This is a genomic window from Mucilaginibacter sp. (assembly GCF_965200995.1).
GTDB lineage: Bacteria > Bacteroidota > Bacteroidia > Sphingobacteriales > Sphingobacteriaceae > Mucilaginibacter.
The window spans coordinates 1357899-1378812 of record NZ_OZ241743.1 but is presented as its reverse complement, the minus strand read 5'-3'; the positions used below and the strand labels follow the sequence as shown (position 1 = coordinate 1378812).

Genomic DNA, 20914 nt, shown 5'->3' with positions numbered 1-20914 from the left:
CAATAAAAGCATTTTTATTTCTATAGCCCCTGATAGATAGCTTCCAGTTGTTTTATATTCTTTTGAATGTCATGGTGCGCTATTACATAATCACGGCCTGCCTGGCCTATTCGTTGCCGGAGCGCTTCGTTGTTGATCAGCAGTTCCAGCTTTTTACAAAACTCCTCCACGCTAAGGCAGGAAAAACCGTTCTCGTTGTTCTGTATTACATCGGTATTGCCATCTACCCGTGTTACCACGCAGGGGATGCCGGCCAGCATGGCTTCCAGCAAAGAGAAGGGCAAGCCCTCAAAAATGGAAGTCATCACATAAATATCAGTTTCCTGCAAAAAGGTTTGCCCGGTGCTTACATTGCCCCACTGCTCAATCTTTACCTTATCCTGCAGTTTGTTTTTAATCAGAAAAGCATCAATTTCATCGGTAAGGTGATCATGTATACCCGCACCCAGTATGGCAAACTCCAGGTTCTCATAGCCGGACAGCAACCTGTGGGCAACTTCCAGGAATAACAACGGGTTCTTTTGATGCGTTAACCGGCCAATCATCCGTATTTTCAATGGGCCGGGTTGCTCTTTGTGAACAGCAGGCTTATGTACAGGCACAGCATTTAAAATAGTCTTTACCTTTTCGGGCGGCAGCCCTACCTCGTTTACGGCACGGCTTGCCTCTGAATAAGAAATAGCCAGTAGCAGGGTAGTCCAACTGCGGGCTATAATCTCCAGCATAAAAAAAGCCATGCGTTTACCGCCGGTAAACGACATAAATGAAAAAGCATGTGGCGTATAAATTACCATGGTTTTGGTAAGTTTAGCTGCCAGCCGCCCTAAAAAGCCGCCTTTAGCGCTATGGGCATGTATAATAGCCGGCTTTTCCTTTTTAATGGCCCTGATAATTTGCGAGAGCACCGCCGTGTTTTTAAGCGGATTATTTCCCCGTTCTAAATCAATGGTGTAGTAAGGCACTGCCCGCCGGCGGCAAAAGCTTTCGAAATAGTCATCAGCCGGTGCAATAATGGCAAACTCGAATTGTTCAGGATCGGCATACTCCAGCACATGCGCTACGTAGGTTTTTACACCGCCGGTAGCCTGCGTAATGTGTAATATTTTCTGTTTAGGCACTATACTGTTTAATTAAAGCAAATAGTTGCAACGCACTTTTCTTCCAGCTGTACTTTTTTACCTGTTCCAACCCTTTAGCCCTGAATTCGGCTAATTTAGCATTATCACTAATAAGCGAACGGATAGAAGCTGCGATACTGCCGGTATCTGCCGGGTTAAAGTAAGCGCAGGCATCATTCAGCACCTCGGGTAATGATGAGGTATTGGAGGCCGCCACCGGGCAGCCCAGCATCATAGCCTCAAGCGGCGGAATGCCAAAGCCCTCGTAAAAGGAAGGGAATACGAACAAGGATGCATTGCTGTACAGATATTTTAGTTCAGCATTAGATACATAACCCAGGTAGGTTACGGCATCACTTGCTGATGCTGAATGCTTCAGGGCGCCAATCACGCCGCCGGCAATGAGCATGTGGTACCCGGAAAAATCTATTTTAGCAATAGCTTCGCTCAGCCCTTTAAAGTTTTTGTTGGCGCCCAAGCTGCTTACGGCCAGGCAGTAGGGTTTAAGCCGGTTGATTTTTTCTTTAAATGCTTCGTCCGGCTCCTCATAATTGAGGATATGGTCGGCCGCATTGTAAATTACCGAAGTTTTATCAGAATTAAAGCCGCTGTGTTTTACCAGCTCGTGCCTAGAGAATTGCGATACCGTAATCATGTGCCTTGAGCGCCGGGCCAGCAGGGGAATAGCCTGCTGATACCAGGTACGAAAGGCTTTTGAAAAATATTGCGGATTTACTACAAAAGAGGCATCATGCACAATTACCATCTGCTTACGCTTCAGCAGCGGCGCAATGGTGCACATACTGATGAGTAGTTTACCGGTGGTATATACCGGCAGCTCCAGCTGCTCCCAAAGGTTGCCTTTCAATATCCCTTTTTGCAGCAGTGTGATATGCTTTAATTGTATAGGGTTAATAATGGCACCCGAGTAAATCAGTATAAATTCATAGTATTGGCCATCAATCTTATTTTCCTCAATCAAGTGGTCGAGCGCGGTAACCAGTTCATAAGCAGTTCGCTGTACGCCGGTAAGCGGCATGGTGAGGAAGCGGCCGTTCAGAAAAATTTGAGTTCGTTTAATCATGAGCGGGTGCACAAAGTACACGTAAAACAGGCAATTTGTTTGTGGTAAAGCGGCAATTGTATGCAGGAAACAGCAAAGTATTTACAGGCAAATTTACATCAAAATACCGGAGCTGCAATAAATATAAAGAGGCGTACGGTAAGTAAGTGCTATATTAAAACAAATCACTTACTTTGTTACGGTTTTTGCCATAAAGCAGATTTCCAAAAATGAATTTTTATTTCTTATAAGGAAATAAGTACTTTTGCGCCACCAAACGTTATGACCCCCAAACGTTTGTTTGCCTAAATGTGTTCAAATATTATTTGCTCATTATAAACTGCATCGTATAGATATATAATTTTACATGAAGGAAAGATTTACTGTTTTGGATATCTTCAGGGGGGTATTTGCAGGCTTTGTATTTTTATACCATTTATCGCCATTTGCGGCAACCTTTATTATAAAAAATTCTTTTGTATCCAACGCCGACCTGCTGGTCGACTTCTTTTTTATACTCAGCGGGTTTGTAATTGCCTATAGCTATCAGCATCTGAGTACCTGGCCCGAGCTCAAAACATTTTATAAAAAGCGATTTTTACGCGTATACCCGCTACACTTGTTCATGTTCTTGCTTTACATGCTGATTGGACTTATGCGTGGAGGGGCTGCTCATTACATTCATTTTAACACCACCACCAGCAACAACAACATTACTACCATTATTACCAACCTGCTGCTCATCAACTCGGTTAAAGTGCCGGGCGTAACCAGTGTAAGCTGGAACGGGCCGAGCTGGTCTATTAGTGCCGAGGTAATTTCTTATTTCCTGTTTAGCCTGGTTATTGTAAGTATCAACCGGGTAAAGTTAACCCGTATTAAAAATATAATTTACCTGCTGGTAGTGCTGGCAGCCGCTTTTGCCTTATATAGCGCCACCGGCAAGTTTGAACTGGTATATACTTATGATTATGGTTTTCTGCGGGGCATTATTGGCTTTTTTACCGGGGTGCTTTGCTACAATACTTACCGCGCCATACGTGATCAGGTACTGCGGCTGCCCTCTTATTTGTTTCACCTGCTAGAAACGGTATTTGTATCAGGCACCATTGTAATGATTGCTTTCGGGCAAGCGCTTAAGCCTTTTAGCTATATATACGAGGTGCAGTTTTTTACCGCTATACTTATTTTTGCTTTCGAAGGCGGCTGGATATCCCGTTTGCTGAAGCGTTCGGTGTTCCTGCATCAAAACGGTACGTATTCGTATTCCATCTACATGACGCATAACCTGATCATGAGCTTGTTCAACATTCTTTTCATCCGGTTATTTAAACTTCCGCCTTCGGCTTATGTGTATTTATTTGTGGTAAATTATGCGGTGATTTACTTCGTATCGGCCTGGACGTTCAAGCACATTGAAATGCGCTTCAGCAGATCTGTATTACCGTTGCTGCGCTGGCGCAAGGTTAAGCCCGTGCCCCAGCCGCTGGATAGCTTACCGGTAAAACAAACTGAGGCAGTTTTAAAAGAAGCGGCATTACTAAATAAACCGCAATCTGTAATAATATAGCCAGCTATTTCAGCCTGAAACGGTACATGTAGAACAGGCTGATGATGGCAGGCGGTATCATGTAAAATGTGAGTGTTGTAAAGCCTGCCAGTATGCCGAAGATACTACCAAAGGTGATAAGTGCAGTGGTACGTATGATAATGGATTGATAGCGTTTAAACATAGATTTAAGCATACCCAAAAACAGGCCGCTGAACAAGCCGGTGAGCAGACTGTAAACTACTACCCCCGGCCAGCTAAAAGACACGTATCCCCACAAAGGTACCACCAGCCGCAAGCCGCCCGACTCCAGTTCGTTAATATCACGGCCAGGGTTAATTATAAGCAATGTATATACTGCCGGGTTCCACTTGTAATGCCCCGGAATTAAGCCACCGTAAATAGTACGGCCATACGTATATTCAGGGTTAGCTTCAAAAAATTCGAGAAACTGCAACTGGTCGCGAATATCCGGCGAACTTTCGCCGATTACTTCCCATATATCCCGGTCGGTATCAAAAGTTCTTACGCCTACAATGTAATAGAAAAAAGAACTCATTACAAAAATTCCGGTAAGCACAACCATGAGTATAACGAAGTGCTTGCGGCTCTTAAATGCCATTACAATAATAAACGCGAATACAATACCATTAAATGCTCCGCTGCGCTGCAGGGAGGCAATCATTAAGGTTACGGCTACCAGTGTGGCGAACAAAAAAAATTTAGAGCGGTATTTGTACCAGATGATACAGGCAATGGGTATGATGGTAGTAAGTATAAACCACGAACTGCGAAATATAACGGCAACACGATAATAAGGGGCCTGGTATTGATCCCTGAACAGTTTGGCCGCAATGGGGTTGGCTGCAAACATAGGAATAAAGCCCATACCCGCGTAGCTAACTGCTAAACCTACAATGCCCACCAGTAACAGTATTTTGGTAAGTTTAATAATGCGCCTTTCATAAGCATCGGGCTCCATTATATCAAAAGAGAAATTGGTACGCATGTACTTACCCACATTGAAACCGGCTATCATACCCGGTAAAAATGAAATTACACCCAGTACCAGTATGTTAGTATAAAGGCCAACAATATCAGCGGGGGCTTTTTCGGGCAGATGCAAGATAAATGTAGGTACAACAATAGCAATAAAGCTGGCTGCTGCCCCTGCATGGCCTAAAACATTAAATCTGCTTGGCCAAACAATGTACGCTGCAAAGGTGAGGATGCTAAATGACAGAAATATTAAAAAGGTGTCCAATACGGTAAAGATAACAGGTTTAGCCTGTACTTAGCAAGCTGGTGCCGCCCGGCGTTACAAAGTTTATAAAATATTATTGTATTGGTGCGCCATGACAGTAATATTAAATTTAAAAGCCGCTTTTTCAAGCGCTGCCGCCCGTATGGCATTTAACTCATTATAATGGCTAACAATGTAAGCCAGCGTTTGCTGTAATGCATCAATATTCTCCGGTTCAAACAGAAAACCATCTGCCCTGTCTTCAATAATTTCGCTGCTGCCGCCGGTGTTGGCGGCTATTACAATCTTTTGGCAGGCCATCGCTTCATAAATGGTTGTACCTAAGGGTTCGCTGCCTGCCAGGTTGCTGTTGCTTACTATAACATCGCAGCCATTGTAAAAGGCGGCCATATTATCGGCATAGCCTATGTGGATGATTTTTCTGTTCGCTTGTATCGCTTCCGTTACCTGTGCAGAATATTCGGGTGTAGCCTCTTCATAACCGCCTGCAAAGAGCAGGATAATATTTGAAAATTGCGGCAGCAGTTGATTAAACGCCTGTATCAACCCTAATTGTCCCTTACGGGGGGTAACTACGGCTGGCATACCAATTATCAGAGCATCATCCGGTAACTGCTGCTTCGCCCTGAAAGCTGCCCTTTGTGTAGTATCGGCTTTAAATATACGGGTATCCAGGCCGTTATACAGCACCTTAACCTTATCATTAGCTGGGTATTTTTGCTTTACCGCCTGTGATACTACCAAAGTGGCATCATACAGTTTTACGCATTGTTTAGATAGCTGATAGTCTACCTTAGAAAAGTAGGAGATATCGTGATCGCTCCACAAAAATTTAACACGTTTCCCGGTAAGGCGCAAGAAGCTGATAAGCGGGATCAGATAGGAAGCCGGAACAATAGTATTGGCATGTACGGCCTGGATGTTATGCTTTTTAATGTATTTATATACCTGATATGAAACGGCAAAGTAGTTTCTAACGGCGGACAAATAAAAATTAACTGCCTTGGTATGGCTGCGGTTTAATTTTTTAAGGTTATGGATGCACGTAACCGGATAGCCTTTGTTTTCTTCCACCAGCCGGTCGGCAAACTTGCCGGGCGAGATGAAGAGATGCGGGTTTACAGCCGCTGTATTATACTCCATCAGGCGCTGAATTACAATTTCGGCACCCTGCGCCTTCTCACCGCCGAATACGTATAGTACATTGGTTTTCATATAATGCTAAACTATTCTTAAAACAGATAAGCGTCATTGCGAGGTACGAAGCAATCTCTCTACGCCAAGTTTCAATTAAGCATAGAGAGATTGCTTCGTACCTCGCAATGACGCGTTTTGTAAATTGTTACTGTGTAATTCTTATTTAGAAGCTACACCTTATCAATCTGCGGCTTAAACCAGATAGATTTCCAGGCAGAATTTAGTAGAGCGCCCAAAAACTTCAGCTTGTTATCCTTACGCTTCAGCATAATTTTAGCGCCGCTGTAGCCTACCTTGGCCGCCAGCCAGGGGGCGAAATACAGCCAGCCCTTGCGCTTCTTCACCATAAAGAACTCGTTGCGGAAGCCGTATTTATGTTTCCAGATGTGGTTTACCGAGGCGCTGTATACATCTACGTTGTAGTTGGTAGGTGTTTTATGCACCACCACGCTATCGCCGCAGTATATGCCCGGGAAGCCGGCATCGGCAATGCGCTTGCTGTATTCCTGGTCATCGCCCCAAATGAAGAAGTGCTCATAAGGTAAACCCACTGCTTTGGCCGCCTCGGTGCTGATGACCATAGAAGCAAACGAGCCGCTATCAGTAATCAGCACGCCCTGCTGATCATATTTGTTAAAAGCAACGCCATTAATGTAGCTCTTAATATCCGGAATGTTCATATAGTGAATGCCGCCATCCGTCCATACGCATTTTGGGCTTAGAAAACCTACCTTCTCCTGTATGCGCGGCAGCTTTTCCATCATCTTTTCCAGCGCCGTTTCGGTGGGTATGGAGTCATCGTCCATCACCCATGTCCAGTCGGCGCCGGTTTTGGCGCCATGCTTTACCGCCGTATACACGCCGCCCGAAATGCCGTTGTTGGGCTGATCGATAACGGTGATACCTTCCTGCTGCGCTAACCATTCACGGGTACCATCGGTGCTGGAATTATTAATCACCAGCAGCTCTTTTAAAGGATAGGTCTGTTTTTTGAGCGCGGCAATCACCTCTTTGGTTAACTCAAAACGGTTGTAGGTAACTACGGCTGCAACAACGCTATTCATGTTTTACTTTTTTGAGTGATAATTAGCCTATGCTTCTACTGCACTGAAGTGATCTTTCACCTTTTTCAGTGCCGAGCCGATGATCTGGTGCATATCGTAATAGCGGTACTCGGCTAAACGGCCGCCGAAGATTACGTTCTCTGCCTTGTCGGCTAAATCCTGATACTGCTTGAATACCGCTGTATTTTTAGCATCATTTACCGGATAGTATGGCTCTTTTTCACTCGTCCATTCCTGCGGATGCTCTTTGGTAACCACCGTTTTGGGGCCGGTACCAAACTCAAAGTGCTTGTGCTCAATCACGCGGGTATAAGGTACATCACGCTCGGTGTAATTTACTACAGCATTGCCCTGGTAGTTGTCGGTATCCATTACCTCGGTATCAAAACGCAGGCTGCGGTACTCTAACTGCCCGAACTGGAAATCATAATACTGGTCGATCTTACCGGTGAAAACAACGTTATCGGCGATGTTATCAAACTCCTCGCGGTTCTCAAAGTAATCAGTATTGGTTCTTACTTCGATGCCTTCCAGCAGGCCGTCAATCAGCACATTATAGCCGCCAATAGGAATACCCTGATATTTATCGTTAAAATAGTTATTATCATAAGTAAAGCGTACCGGCAGGCGTTTAATGATGAACGCAGGTAACTCGGTGGCCGGGCGGCCCCATTGCTTTTCGGTATAGCCTTTAATTAGTTTTTCGTAAACATCCGGGCCTACCAGTGAAAGTGCCTGTTCTTCCAGGTTAGAAGGTTCTTTAATATTCAGCGCTTCTTTTTGCGACTGGATCTTAGCCTTGGCCTCCTCCGGTTTGCGTGTGCCCCACAACTGGTAAAAAGTGTTCATATTGAACGGCAGGTTATACATTTCATCTTTGTATACCGCCAGGGTGTTACATACAAAGTGGTTGAACTTTACAAACTGCTGTACGTAGTTCCAGATATCCTCGTCATTGGTATGGAACACGTGCGGGCCGTATTTGTGTACGTTGATGCCTTCCACTTTTTCGCAGAACACATTGCCGCCGGCATGGTCGCGCTTGTCAATCACTAAACAGGTTTTACCGCGTTTGTTGGCCTCATGTGCGAACACCGAGCCGAATAAGCCGCTGCCAACAATTAAGTAGTCGTATTTTTTCATATCTTATTGGTAGATGTATTTATTATTTGTTCGTTTTTGCTCTGTTGGTCAGGTAATAAAGTATCGGCTTGGTACTATGAAAACGGCCGGCATAAAAATCCTGCACTTCTTTTGAAACCGGGCTATAGGCCAGTTGCTTGCGCATCTTGAAAAAATCCCTTGCACCAATCAGTGTATACCAGGCGGCCATCAGTCCTTCGCTTTTAATACACTTCAGCCCGTTAACCAGCATACGGGTCAGGTATTTCCAGCGTTCTTTCGGGAAATGTTTATATACAATGCCCATTTCGTTACGGGTACAAAATACCTTTAAACGCTTACTGCTGCGGTTAATAGCGCTGGCGCGATGAATGACGTTGCTGTTCTCAAAAAACTGCACCTCATAACCGGCATCCAGGCAGCGGATAGCATAATCAAACTCATGCCCGTAGATGAACAGCCAGGCGGCGAATCCGCCAATTTTGTCATACAGCGATTTACGTATTACTGCACCGCAGCCAATAAAGCCGATAATGTTCTCATGGTCTTTCCACTTGAACATCTCATTGGTATAAGGGCCGGTGGTTACATTCAAGGCTAAAACGCCAACTTTAGCGTTTTGATCCATATAAGTTAACGCTTCTTCCAGGCCGCTTTCCAGATTGCTGTCGTCATCCAGCACAATCAAATAATCGCCCTTGGCCTGCTCAAAACCGTAATTCCAACCGGCTACGCCAGTGTTTTCCTTCCGCTCGATCAGTGTAATGTCCGAATAAGCAGCTTTTACCGCATCGGCGCTGCCATCTGATGAATTATTATCCACCACGATGATCTCATAAGCATCTGGCCGACCGGCAATTAATGCCTTGGTCTTCTCAATGGTAATTAACAATTCATTCTTACGGTTGTAGTTCAGAATGACGAAGGATGCTCTCATTTTAACTTGCTTTGCGCTGTATCTGTTTACTTATAAACGGTCTTTGTCCTTGTATACCCGCTTGCGGATAAACTCGAACGGCGATTCTTTTACCGGGTGAAACTCCCGTATAAACTGCCGCTGCACTTCTGCCGATACCGGTACCAGCGGAATGCTCTTTCTGAACTTTAAAAATTCGCGGACACCCAAAATTACATACCAGGCTTCTTTAAACTTAAACTGTTTAAGTGCCTGTTTAATGTTGTTTAATGCATGGCGCAGCAGGTATTTGGTTTTCTTGTGGCCGAAATATTTATATACAATACCCATGCCGTGCTTATTTACTAAAGTAGTTAAGCGCTTGTTGGTGCGGTGCAGGGCGCTGGTACGGTGTATTACTTTACAGTTCTCAAAAAACTGCACGGTGTAACCTGCGGCCAGGCAACGCATGCCCACATCCCATTCATTTACATATAAGAAAATCCAGTCGGGATAGCCGCCTATCTTATTGTAAGTTTCTCTCCTCAGTATGGCGCCGCAACCAATGAAGCCCACAATGTTACGGTCTTCCTGCATGTTCCAGTCTTTACTGGTATAGGGGCCGGTGAGCACATTTAAGGCCAGTACACCAATCTGCGGGCGTGCTTCCATATAGTGCAAGGCTTCATCCAGGCCTGATTGGATGTGGCTGTCATCATCCATAATGATGAAGTAATCGCCTTTGGCTGCAGCAAAACCGGCATTCCAGGCCGGTGCGCCGGTATTTACCTTTTGCGCAATGAGGTTTACATCGGGATGGGCGGCAGCAACCGCTTCGGCACTGCCGTCGGTAGAGCCGTTGTCTACAATTACAATCTCATAAGTGTCTTTATAAGTGCTGATTAAGTCCTTTGTTTTCTGAATGGTAATCAGCAGCTCGTCTTTTCTATTGTAATTTACAATTACAAATGATGCATTCATGGTAGAATATTTATTGCAAGTTACGCTTTATTTCAGCGTAACATTTCGTTTAAATAAATGGAACGGTTGCGCCTTTAAGGCATTCTGCTTGATGCCCGGCCGTAATTTCAGCATCAGTTTGAGCATTCTTTTGTTCTTTAAAAAGAAAAGGCACATACTGTACTGCCGTAGCTTGGCGGCCTTGTCCGTTCTGAACTCAAGGCCTTTAAGCGTTAATATTTTATAAATATAGATATGGTAATTGTCAATCAAATCCACATCGAAGTCAACAGAATGAAGGATAGAATGCAGCACCCCGGTAGGCCATATAAAATTGTAATGCCGGCTGGTGAGCTTGCCAAAAGCCTTGTATTCATCATCTTTCAGGCCGATAGGCATTTCGAGCAGGCTTACAATACCCAAAGCCAGCTGGTAATCAACCCAGGCATGCTCATCCTCGCCGCGAATGTATTGTACAATGGTCTTTTCGGAAAGTACCAATACTTTACCCCGGCTCATGGCCATAATGGCCGGCACAAACTGCGAGGCCATACTGTACGTACCCCAGGCGGCATTGTACAGGTATTTGGCGTACTCTTTAGTGCGATATACAGAGGTAGATAACGTTTCGCAGTTGCCAAACGAATCAACCCGGTAAACAAAGTCATTGGTGCTTTGCAAAAATTTTGGCCCGGTGCGTACGGTTTCTTCAACACAATTAGAGTTGAAGTTAAAGCCGATCAGATCCAAATCCTTAAACTGGTTAATATCCTGCAAAATCAGGCTGATGGCATCGGGCATTACCTTATCATCGTCGCCCAGCACCCAAATGTATTCCGTATCACAAAGCTCAAAGCAACGGGCAAAGTTAGGGTCGCCGCCGATATTTACGCGGTGGCGTATAAAGGTAACGGCATCCCTTTTCTCCTGCGGAATAAGCGGCCCTACAAAATCTCCGATCACTACGTCTGAGTGATTATCCAGCACCATGATCTTTACCTCGCCGTTGAGTTGCGGCACTAAATCAAGTATCGTATTTTTTGCCTTTTCGGGCCGGTTATAAGTAGGTATAGCAACAGTAAGAATCATGCTTGATGCCATTGTTTTCTTTTAGTAATAAACACAATAACTACCCAGGGTAGTCCGATGGTAAGGCCCAATATAAAGTAACCGGCAGTTACGCCCATTACGCCAAAAAAATGCCCCAATAGAACAGTAGAAAGGGCTGAGCATATTGCAAAAACAACAGCCTGTGATAATAAAGGCTCGGCTTTGTGGCATCTTAAATAGGTAGCAAGGCTGAAAGCAATGCAGTTAAACAAGAATGACATGCACATAAAGCCAAGCGGGCGCAGCGGCAAAAAACGGTTGCCTAATGGCAAACCTAAGTATCGCAGTGCAAAAACACCGCCAAAAAATACCAGCAGGCCGAGGCAAACGATGCCAACCGACTTTTTGAAACTGGTAAAGAATACATTATCCAGTTCAGTATAATTCTTCTGTGCAATCAGATTAGAAAACAGCGGCGCCTTAGTGCTGATCCAGCTCATGGACAGCCCCAGCACACCATTTAAGGCCGCCAGCGACATCCCCATCTGGCCGGCCACTACTTTGCCTTCTGTGGCAAAAAGTACCGGATTAAACAGTTGAAAAATGAAGTATCCGCTTATCCAGCTTACCGCTATTTTCCATTGATACGGAAAAATTTCTTTGCGGTAGCTAACCGCCCAGTTGCCTTTCAGTTTCCACAGGTTTCTTAAAATATTGGAAAAGCCGGAGGTGAAAAAACCTATAAATATGCTTAAAAATGCCAAAAAAGTAGCTAAAGCTGATGAATACAGCTTAAAGCCGCATAGCAAAAATATAATCAGGCTGAAGATGTATACGGTTTGCTGAATCAATCGCATACGGGCAATATCCTTTACCTTGCCCATGCCTTCTAAAAAAGCCATCAATGGGTCGATCACCAAAAAGCAGCTGGTGGTTAATGCCAGTATAGCCCAGGGGAACTGCCAGTGAATATTTGCATCGCCTTTGCCGCCAAAACTGGAGAAGAAGTAGTACCCGGCAACCATGAGCAGTACAAAAAGAAAAGCGCTGATACGGGAAAACCATTTAAAGCAGAAATGAAGCAGGGAGGCCAGCCTCGACTGGTATACCTCATCGCCTTCTAAATGGGTTGCGCTTACCCATTTCAGGTGCACAATTTCATGCGCTACATACTGGGTAATAACCGTACTTAAGCCCAACTCAAAAAACACCTGAATGGCAAGGATACTGCTAAATGTATAGTAGTATCCCTGCTCGTTTTTACTTAGGTTCCGGGCAATGAACAATACCGTACCCACGCCGCCCAGCCCCTGTATGGTTCTGGAGAAAATGGTATAGGCTATCGCTTTATCAATACCAAGCTTATCAGCCAGTTTTGTTTTAAACACCTTAGCTTATAACCCTCTGTTGTAAATGGTATCTTTTAGTTCCTGTATTTCAGAGTAAGGGCCGTCAATATCATCAATTTTTAATGGCTGGTCGGCGCTTACCGGGTGCAGCAGTTTTTCGCCGTTCATCAGTTCGCGGCAAGAGAGCTGGCCCTTTTGTAAGGGGAACGCCAGATAAAAATCTTCGTTCAGCTGACCGTGGGTTACCGTGTGGCCGGCAGGCAAATCCTTCTTTACATATACACCACGTATGTAGTTATCCAAAAAGTCGGTTTCCTTTTTCATCGGGATACGCAGCTCGGTACCTGGGCCGCCGCACATTTCCTTAGCTTTGTTATAAGCCTTAAACCAGGCATCAACCTGTTGCGGGGTATAGGAGTAAGGAGATATTTTTTGTCCGTCGCTGTCAATATCAATGTGGCGTTCAAATAAACGTACACCCTTGGCCACAGCCACATACATACAGTTGATATAATCAGTAGTATCATGGCTTTCGTGGGTAGAAAGGCCAATGATGTTATCCTCATAACGGTTTTTAAAGTAATCCACCTGGTTCAGTTCCATTTCGTAGGCCTGGGTAGGGTAGGCGGCTACGCAATGATTTATCGCCAATGGAATGCCACGGTTCTTAAAGAATTTAACCAGATCATCCGTGTCTTTAACTGATAAACCGGCTACCGAAACGATAGTAGGCTTGCGGGTGCTGGCAATTTTTTCCAGCAGGAACCAGTCGTTAGAATCAGCACTGGCCACTTTAATGATCGGCATGTTAAAGCTGCAGCACAGGTCTACCGATTTTTCATCAAAAGGGGTAGCCATCGGGATACAGCCGCTGTCAACAATGGCCTTTACCAGTACGGCATAATCCTCGTTTGACATCTGGGTTTCCATGGTTCTTTTGATATACCTGATATCCTGGCGATCCTTGAAATCCTTATGTATAAAATTGTCAACGTCTCTGAATTGAAGTTTAATGGCCGCCTTAACATTATTGAAGCGTACTACGCGGGCAAACTCTTTGATGATCTGCAAACCTCTTTCCACGCTGCCCATATGATTGTTCGTCATTTCGAGGACAAACAGGTCATTAAAAATTTTTGAATCGTTCATTCTGTTATTGTCAATTACTTATTTATGGTAGGTACAATCATATTTGATTGTAATTCTTCTGTACTTAAAAACGGAAACATATCTTCCAGCGGGGCGCTTACCATGCGTCCATCGTCCAGCTTTTTCGAAGATAGCTTCGGGCTGAACTGCTGGTCCAGGTTGAGCATCACTTCGCAGATAAATGCACCTTTGGTGGCGGTAATGTCTTTTAACTTACCCTTAAGCTCTTCATGATTTTTGATAGAGAAATAAGGCAGGTCAAAAGCATAGGCTATCTTCTCAAAATTCGGAAAGTTTAACCCTGATTCGATGCCGCAGCCAATAATGTTATCCCTGAAAAAGTTATGCTGTGTTTGCCGTATGGAGTGATAGCCTTTATTATTTAATATGTAGATCTGTATCGGCAAATGGTTTCCTGAAATGGTTTGCAATTCCTGCAAATTCATCATAATGCTGCCATCACCCGCAATGCACACAATTCTTCCGGCATCTTCGTTTGCAAAATACGCGCCAATTGCTGCCGGCAGGTCATATCCCATTGAAGCGCAACCCGAATTATGGAACACACGCTGGCCTGATTTTACCTTAATGCCCTGAAAGGTAGACACACATGCAGTGCCATCTGCACAGGCTACTACTTCATTTTCATGCAGATGATTAGATAATTCGTCTACGAAGCAATAGGGATTAACATCCTCGGTTTGCTCCCAGTACTCAGGCAGGCAAACCGGATATTTCTCTACGCGTACTTTGCACCAGGCTAACCAATCCGCTTTAGAATTAAAGGTAATGCCTGCTGCGGCCTTTAAAAATTCGGGGAAGAAAGTGCGCAAATCGGCCTGTATCTTTAAGTCGAACTTGCAGGTGGGCTTGTTCAGTTCGTTGATGTCAACATCCACCCCCACTTTATAAGCGTTGCGGGCAAAATTTTCCCAGTTGTAACTCACCAGCCTGATGTTGAGCCTCGAACCCAGCACGATTACCAAATCGGAATTTTGAACGCTGAAGTTACCGGCACGGTTACCGATGATGCCCGGGCGGCCAGCATACAGCGGATGCTCATCGGGCAGCAAATCGTTAGAGTTCCAGGCGGTAACCACCGGAATTTGCAGCTTATCGATAAACTTAAAGAACGGCTCATACGTCTGGCTCAGGTGGATGCCGTGGCCGGCATAAACTACCGGGCGTTCGGCCTGCTGTATTTTTTCAATCAGCTCTTTAATCTGCGCCTGCATGACGGTTACGTCAATAGCCGGTTCCTCCTCCGGACTGTAGCCTTCCAAAGTATCCGGGTCAATCCGGGTAGCCTGCACATCAATGGGGATGTCTAGCCAGCAGGGGCCGGGGCGCCCGTTGAGTGCCAGATAAATGGCCTTCTCTACATGATAACGGATGCTTTTGGGATCATCCACAAACACGCTGTACTTGGTGATGCCTTTTACCATCGAGATAATATCAGCTTCCTGATCGCCCAGCTGGCGCAGGGTACCAATAAGGCCATTCATTTGCAGCGTGGTTTCGCGCTTTACCTGGCCTGATACCACCAGCATGGGAACCGAATCCGTCCAGGCGCCAAAAACGCCGTTCAGCGCATTAATACCGCCGGGGCCGGTAGTTACATTGATAACGCCTAATTTGCCTGATACGCGACTATACGCTTCGGCGGCAATGCTGGCGGCCTGCTCATGGTGGCAGCACACATATTTAATGTTGTGGTTGCGGCCAATGGCATCGTTTAAATGCATGGCGCCGCCGCCGGTAACCAGAAATATTTTATCGGTGTATTCAGCTATCCGGTTGAATACGTAATCTGCTAAACGAATCATTGAGGGTAGAATTACTATAATTGTTGAAAAGCGGAAGTCAGAAAATCTTTGAACGCAGTATCGGATTGTATTTTCAACAGGCCAAAGCTACCAACTTTAAGCGGTACTGCCATAACAATTTCGTTGTTGGCCGATTTCTTATCCTTTTTCATGTTTTCAATCATGTCATCTATCGACAACTGCTTGAGCAAATCCAGCGATTTTTGATCAACATAAGATAAAATCAACTGGTTGATGGCCTCTGCATCGGCTGCCGGCAATGAGCCATATTTAACCGAGGCCAGGTTTTCTATTACCATGCCGATAGATACCGCAATGCCATGCGGAATTTCATAGTTTACCAATGGCTCAATGGCGTGGCCGATGGTATGCCCGTAATTAAGCGCCTTGCGGATGTTGTACTCAAACTCATCCAGCTCAATCACCGACTTTTTAACCATCAAGGCCAGTTTGGTGAACTGATCAATATTATCTAAGGTGCTGCGCTGGCTTTGGGCCAGCTCTTTAAACTTATCGATACACTCCGGCCCGCCTACGATGGAAAGCTTCAATATCTCGCCATAGCCGGAAAGCACATCGCGCTCATCCAGCGTTTTTAATAAATCGCCGCAAATGTATACCTGCTGCGGTGCCGAAAACAGGCCCAGCTGGTTTTTGATGCCGCCATAATTCAGGCAGGATTTCGCCCCGATGCAGCTATCGCTCATGGCCAGCAGGGTAGTGGGGATGTACGTCCAGTTAATGCCCCGCTTGTACACGGCCCGTGCAAAGGCGCTGATGTCCTGCGTAATGCCGCCGCCAACGGTGAGCATCACATCTTTTTTAGATACATTTTTTTCCTGCAATTTATCCAGCAGGCCCGTTACCGTAGGTAATACCTTGTTTTCTTCTATGGCTTCCAGTGTATGTAGATCCTGACCATCAAAGAACTCACTGGTATACAGGCTGGCTACATTTTTATCAATGAATACAAAGTGGTTGCCTTTGTTCAGCGCAACTACTTCCTGTATCTTATTGTTCAGGGTAGCGCTGTCTACAAAGTTCACCACATAATTATAAGGCATGGATTGTATGGTGATCTCTGATGCCGACAGGTCATCAAAAGAAAACGGAATTTCTTTCTCCTCTATGTAAAAGCTGTTTGTCATAAGTAATTATGCTTGAAATCCGCCGGTAAGGTAGCCACCATCAATAATGATGTCCTGTCCGGTAATGAATTGATTTTTATCTGAACAAAGGAAGTGCACCAGTTCGCCGATGTATTCCGGCTTACCGAGTTTTTTTAAGGGAACATCATCCACTAATCCTTTAACCACTTCCGGTGGATTGTTTTTGTAAGTAAGCTCTGTAGCAATGAACCCCGGCGAAACTGCGTTGACCAGTATGCCCCGGCCCGCCAGTTCCAACGACAAGGTTTGCACCATGCCTTTTAACCCGTTCTTAGACGTGGTATACTCCAAACGCTTGTTCCTGGAAATATGCCCGTAAATGGAAGATATGGCCGCAATCCGGGTGCCTTCGTGATAGTGCTGGTTCAGGTATTGGTTGATGAACAGAAAGCTCAGTGTATTGATTTGGAACGAGCGCAAAATAGTTGCTGAAGTTACCTCAGTAAAGGGTTTGGGATTGTTGATACCGGCGCAGTGCACAAAGGCATCAATGGTTACCGGTGCAAAATTATCAAAGTAGCTTTTCAGGGATGCTTCGCTGCTGCAATCCATTTCCTTTGATGAAGGCGCAATGACCGCGTAACCGTTGGCCTCAAACACCGCCACAATGGCTTTGCCGATCTCTCCATTTCCCCCGGTTATAAATAATGTTTTTTGCATGTAGGCAGATGTTTATACGGGTAAAGCTTTATCAGGTTAGTTGCGGCTGCGTTGTCATTACATATTCCCGTTCTGGTTTAATCAGAATCACCAAACTCATGAGCAGAATAACAGCAGGATATATAAGCACGGCTACGCTGATATCTTTCACAATGTAAATATAGTTGTTCGGGATGAGCAGCAAGGCAAAGCCTGCCGCATACCAAACATCTCCCCGGCTCTCTTTTTCTCTTAAAAAGAAGATAAGCGGGATGTACATGAAAATCAGCTTATAATCATACGATACATGCGGAAACAAGATGATAATGGCACACAACAAAAAGGTGTTCTTCCATACCGGCATATTCTTTTTAAATACGAAGAAGATGATGGCTGCAAAAGATAACAGCGTGAATACAGAGTAAGCAGGCAACAGGCGGTTAAGGCCGCCCGCAGCGGTAACCCGATGTTGAAATAACTTCATGAAAATTATAGCCAAAACTTTGAGCGCCCCAAACAGGGATAGGTTATGATGCAGCCCGATATAGCCATCAATATAAATAGCCGTAAATTTATTGAGCGATTGCAGCATACCATGAATATTGGCTACCGGCCCTCCCTGAAAAGTAAGCAGCGGCAGTACGGTAATCACACCGGTTAAAATGCCGGTGATAAAGAAGTATTTGTACTGCTTTTCCTTTAAATACAATAAGGCAAACAGGCAGGTATATAATTTAAACGATATGGACAAACTCAGGAAAAATGCAGCCAGCAAAGGTTTATTCTGCTTGCGAAAGTAAAACCACAGGAGGCAGAACACAAAATTATACAGCTCCAGGTTCATCCGGTCTACATTGAAGAAGATAGGGTAGGAAAAGAAGAAAATGATTAAAAGCTCCAGGAAGTGCCGGCGCCACGAATGCTTGAAATAATTTTTAATCAGGTAGCTGTATAAGGCTACAAACCCTCCTAAAAAAGCAAAGCCAATAAGCCAATGGTGCTGCAACAGCGAGAACAAGTAGAAAAAGCTGTTTGCCATGGGGAAGTAGTTAGACGTAAACTTGAAGTTTACAAAATAGGGATTGTTATCCCTGCAAATGGCAATTACATTGAACAGGTCATTAAAGCGGTCGGCGGGGTCAAACAGGAAAGTGTTATAAGGGTATTGCCCGTGCGATAAATAATCGCCCAGGTAAGCGCGCAGCATCGCGAAGCAAACGCCTGCAAATACAATAGTGGCAATTACTCTGATTTTAATAGTTTGTGCCGTAACCTGCTCGTGACCGGCCTGCTTTTTAATGATCAAAATTCACCCTTTCTTTTTCTATCACCAACGGCCGTTTTTTAACCTGCGTTAATATCACCCCCACATATTCACCTAATATACCCAGAAAGAACAGTTGTATGCCGCCCAGCAGGAATATACCAATTACCAGCGGGGCAATACCTACCTGAAACTTGTTCCAGAAAATAATTTTGTATACAAAGTAGATGAAGGCAATCAGCAAGCTTACAATAGACACACATACCCCTGCAAAACTCACCAGGCGCAGCGGCACTTTCGAGTAGTTTACGATGCCTACAATAGCCGTGTCGTAAAGGTTGTAAAAGCTATAGTTTGATTTGCCTTTCTCGCGTTTGGGCTGCACAAAGGGCAGTTCAATGCGGTTAAAGCCCAGCTCTGCCACCAATCCCCTGAAATAAGGATAGGGTTCATCCAGCGTTCTTAATACGCCAACAAACTGCTGGTCGTACAAGCCGAACCCGGTAAAATTTTTAATCTGCTCGGTTTCTGATATACGCGAAATGAGATTATAAAATACCTTACGCACAAGAAACATCAGCTTATTCTCGTAGCTCTTGGGCTTAACGCCCACTACTATTTTATAGCCTTCCTCCCATTTTCCCAGAAACTGTAAAATCATGGGCGGCGGGTCTTGCAAATCGGCTACTACCAAAATCACGGCATCGCCTTTGGCACTTAGCAGCCCGTGGTATTGTGAGCGCATAAAGCCAAAATTACGGGCATTGGCAATGATTTTTACCTGGCTATCCTGCTGTGCCAAGCCTTTCAACACACTTACGGTGTTATCAAGCGAGGCGTTGTCAATAAATATATGTTCGTAATTATACTGAGGTACGCTGTTCATGATCTGCTTTACCTGCTGGTAAAGGTTCTCCACATTGTCTTCCTCATTATAACACGGGGTAACAATGCTGATTAATTTTTTATCCATAAACCGTTAAGTTTCTTCAAATCAGTTTTAAAGTGTGGTATTTAAAAACGTACCGGCTAAATGCAGGTGCAGCAGGTAAAACAGTGCCAGCTAAAATATTACTGACAAAATTGTATCGTCTTTTCAATCGCATCAGCTAAGCTGAAATTCTCATTCAGGCCCAGTTCTGCAGCCCGGCTGATGTTCGGCACATAACGCTGAACCGGCAAGCCCGAAGGTTTGCCCAACACCTGCACCTGTATACCCTCAAATTGCCTTGCTACAGCCTCCGCTGTTTCTTTTATGCTTACCGATTCATTGGAACCTACATTATAAGGTACATTGTTTTTACCTTTTAATAAGATCGTCCACAGCCATACGGCCAGATCTGCTGCATACTGGTAAGAGCGGTAAGGTGTGCCATCACCCTTAATCATAATATCCTGCTGCTGCAGCCCGTTCAGGATAAAGTTGCCGATGGCAAAATGCTTATCTAATGGCAGGTAAGGCCCCACAAAGGCAAAACAGCGTGCTATTTTAACCGGCAGGTTAAACTGGTGATGATAGGTGGAACAATACAATTCCGCAATGCGCTTACCCTCGGCATAGGCCGAGGCAGGATTATTAATATCTACCGGATAGCTTTCTTCTTCACTTACATGCGTTACTTCGGCAGGTTGCCTGCCATAAACCGCTCCCGAACTGGTGAGTAAAAAAGATTCAACAGGCTGGGTTCTGGCAAAATCCAGTATGCGGCGCGTTCCGGTGGTGATGGTATCCATCATCAGCAGCGGGTTTTCGCTGTTCAGTTTGGCATCGGCATCAGTAGCAGCATGGATGATGTAATTGAAGCCTTCATCCGGGTAATTGCAATCAATAATATCGCCCTGCAGAAAATGAACATCTGGCATTTCTGCATAAAACGGGTAGTCTTTTAAAAAGCTGTCCGGATTACGGGATAAGGCATAAATTTCGGTATTAAGCGACAGCTTTTGGTTAATGTAGTTAAAACTCTCCAGCAGCCACTTGCCAAAGAACCCTGTAGCGCCGGTGAGCAATATCTTTTTATTGCTTAACGGAGCCCAAAGGTCTTTTGTGTGATTACAGATGTAAAGTAAGTCTTCCTCAGCTATTCTTTTCACCAGGATGTTTTAGATAGTGGAATAAAGATACTTGTTAATATAATAAAAAACTTGTCATTGCGAGGAATGAAGCAATCCCGTCGTAAGCAAAGCGGATAGCATAGCTACGGGATTGCTTCGTTCCTCGCAATGACAAGTTGGT

18 protein-coding genes are annotated in these 20914 nt (G+C 44.8%); 1 reads left to right on the top strand and 17 read right to left on the bottom strand.

Annotation, left to right across the window (positions count from 1 at the left end):
* Positions 1-20: 20 nt before the first annotated feature.
* Entirely contained in the window at positions 21-1118 is a 1098-nt protein-coding gene (locus ACY652_RS06550; protein ID WP_462267235.1) for a glycosyltransferase family 4 protein, read from the bottom strand.
* The gene (locus ACY652_RS06545) at positions 1111-2202 is read right to left on the bottom strand and encodes a glycosyltransferase family 4 protein (RefSeq protein WP_462267234.1); all 1092 of its coding nucleotides are present in this window, start codon (positions 2200-2202) and stop codon (positions 1111-1113) included. The genes ACY652_RS06550 and ACY652_RS06545 overlap by 8 nt, the downstream gene beginning before the upstream one ends.
* A 346-nt stretch (positions 2203-2548) precedes the next feature.
* On the opposite strand from ACY652_RS06545, the gene ACY652_RS06540 reads away from it, so the two are divergent.
* Positions 2549-3751: an acyltransferase family protein gene (locus ACY652_RS06540; protein WP_462267233.1), complete on the top strand. Its 1203-nt coding sequence runs from the start codon at positions 2549-2551 to the stop codon at positions 3749-3751.
* Between the two features lie 4 nt (positions 3752-3755).
* On the opposite strand, the gene ACY652_RS06535 is transcribed toward ACY652_RS06540, so the two are convergent.
* From ACY652_RS06535 to ACY652_RS06465, 15 genes are all read right to left on the bottom strand, one after another.
* Positions 3756-4994: an O-antigen polymerase gene (locus ACY652_RS06535; protein WP_462267232.1), complete on the bottom strand. Its 1239-nt coding sequence runs from the start codon at positions 4992-4994 to the stop codon at positions 3756-3758.
* A gap of 63 nt (positions 4995-5057) precedes the next feature.
* Complete coding sequence (locus tag ACY652_RS06530; protein ID WP_462267231.1) at positions 5058-6209, bottom strand: glycosyltransferase family 4 protein; 1152 nt, start codon at positions 6207-6209, stop codon at positions 5058-5060.
* 152 nt (positions 6210-6361) lie between these two features.
* Positions 6362-7255 carry a glycosyltransferase gene (locus tag ACY652_RS06525; protein ID WP_462267230.1) on the bottom strand — a complete coding sequence of 298 codons (894 nt, stop codon included), beginning with the start codon at positions 7253-7255 and terminating at the stop codon, positions 6362-6364.
* A 27-nt stretch (positions 7256-7282) separates the two neighbouring features.
* Positions 7283-8398 (bottom strand): UDP-galactopyranose mutase, encoded by a 1116-nt coding sequence (glf, locus tag ACY652_RS06520; protein ID WP_462267229.1) that lies wholly within the window; start codon positions 8396-8398, stop codon positions 7283-7285.
* A gap of 22 nt (positions 8399-8420) precedes the next feature.
* Complete coding sequence (locus ACY652_RS06515; protein WP_462267228.1) at positions 8421-9314, bottom strand: glycosyltransferase family 2 protein; 894 nt, start codon at positions 9312-9314, stop codon at positions 8421-8423.
* Between the two features lie 30 nt (positions 9315-9344).
* Positions 9345-10253, bottom strand: coding sequence for a glycosyltransferase family 2 protein (locus ACY652_RS06510; RefSeq protein ID WP_462267227.1), 909 nt, complete (start codon positions 10251-10253; stop codon positions 9345-9347).
* A gap of 27 nt (positions 10254-10280) precedes the next feature.
* Entirely contained in the window at positions 10281-11321 is a 1041-nt protein-coding gene (locus ACY652_RS06505) for a glycosyltransferase family 2 protein (protein WP_462267226.1), read from the bottom strand.
* Positions 11318-12670 (bottom strand): lipopolysaccharide biosynthesis protein, encoded by a 1353-nt coding sequence (locus ACY652_RS06500; protein ID WP_462267225.1) that lies wholly within the window; start codon positions 12668-12670, stop codon positions 11318-11320. The genes ACY652_RS06505 and ACY652_RS06500 overlap by 4 nt, the downstream gene beginning before the upstream one ends.
* Before the next feature lie 6 nt (positions 12671-12676).
* Positions 12677-13780 (bottom strand): N-acetylneuraminate synthase family protein, encoded by a 1104-nt coding sequence (locus tag ACY652_RS06495; protein ID WP_462267224.1) that lies wholly within the window; start codon positions 13778-13780, stop codon positions 12677-12679.
* 14 nt (positions 13781-13794) lie between these two features.
* Entirely contained in the window at positions 13795-15606 is a 1812-nt protein-coding gene (locus ACY652_RS06490; protein WP_462267223.1) for a thiamine pyrophosphate-binding protein, read from the bottom strand.
* Positions 15607-15620: 14 nt separating this feature from the next.
* A complete protein-coding gene (locus tag ACY652_RS06485) occupies positions 15621-16754 on the bottom strand; it encodes a 3-dehydroquinate synthase family protein (protein WP_462267222.1) in 1134 nt (377 codons plus the stop codon).
* Between the two features lie 6 nt (positions 16755-16760).
* On the bottom strand, positions 16761-17435 hold the full coding sequence (locus ACY652_RS06480) for an SDR family NAD(P)-dependent oxidoreductase (RefSeq protein ID WP_462267221.1): 675 nt from the start codon (positions 17433-17435) through the stop codon (positions 16761-16763).
* Between the two features lie 31 nt (positions 17436-17466).
* On the bottom strand, positions 17467-18720 hold the full coding sequence (locus ACY652_RS06475) for a glycosyltransferase 87 family protein (protein WP_462267220.1): 1254 nt from the start codon (positions 18718-18720) through the stop codon (positions 17467-17469).
* The gene (locus ACY652_RS06470; RefSeq protein ID WP_462267219.1) at positions 18710-19651 is read right to left on the bottom strand and encodes a glycosyltransferase family 2 protein; all 942 of its coding nucleotides are present in this window, start codon (positions 19649-19651) and stop codon (positions 18710-18712) included. The genes ACY652_RS06475 and ACY652_RS06470 overlap by 11 nt, the downstream gene beginning before the upstream one ends.
* 98 nt (positions 19652-19749) lie before the next feature.
* Entirely contained in the window at positions 19750-20772 is a 1023-nt protein-coding gene (locus tag ACY652_RS06465; RefSeq protein WP_462267218.1) for an NAD-dependent epimerase/dehydratase family protein, read from the bottom strand.
* Positions 20773-20914 lie beyond the last annotated feature (142 nt).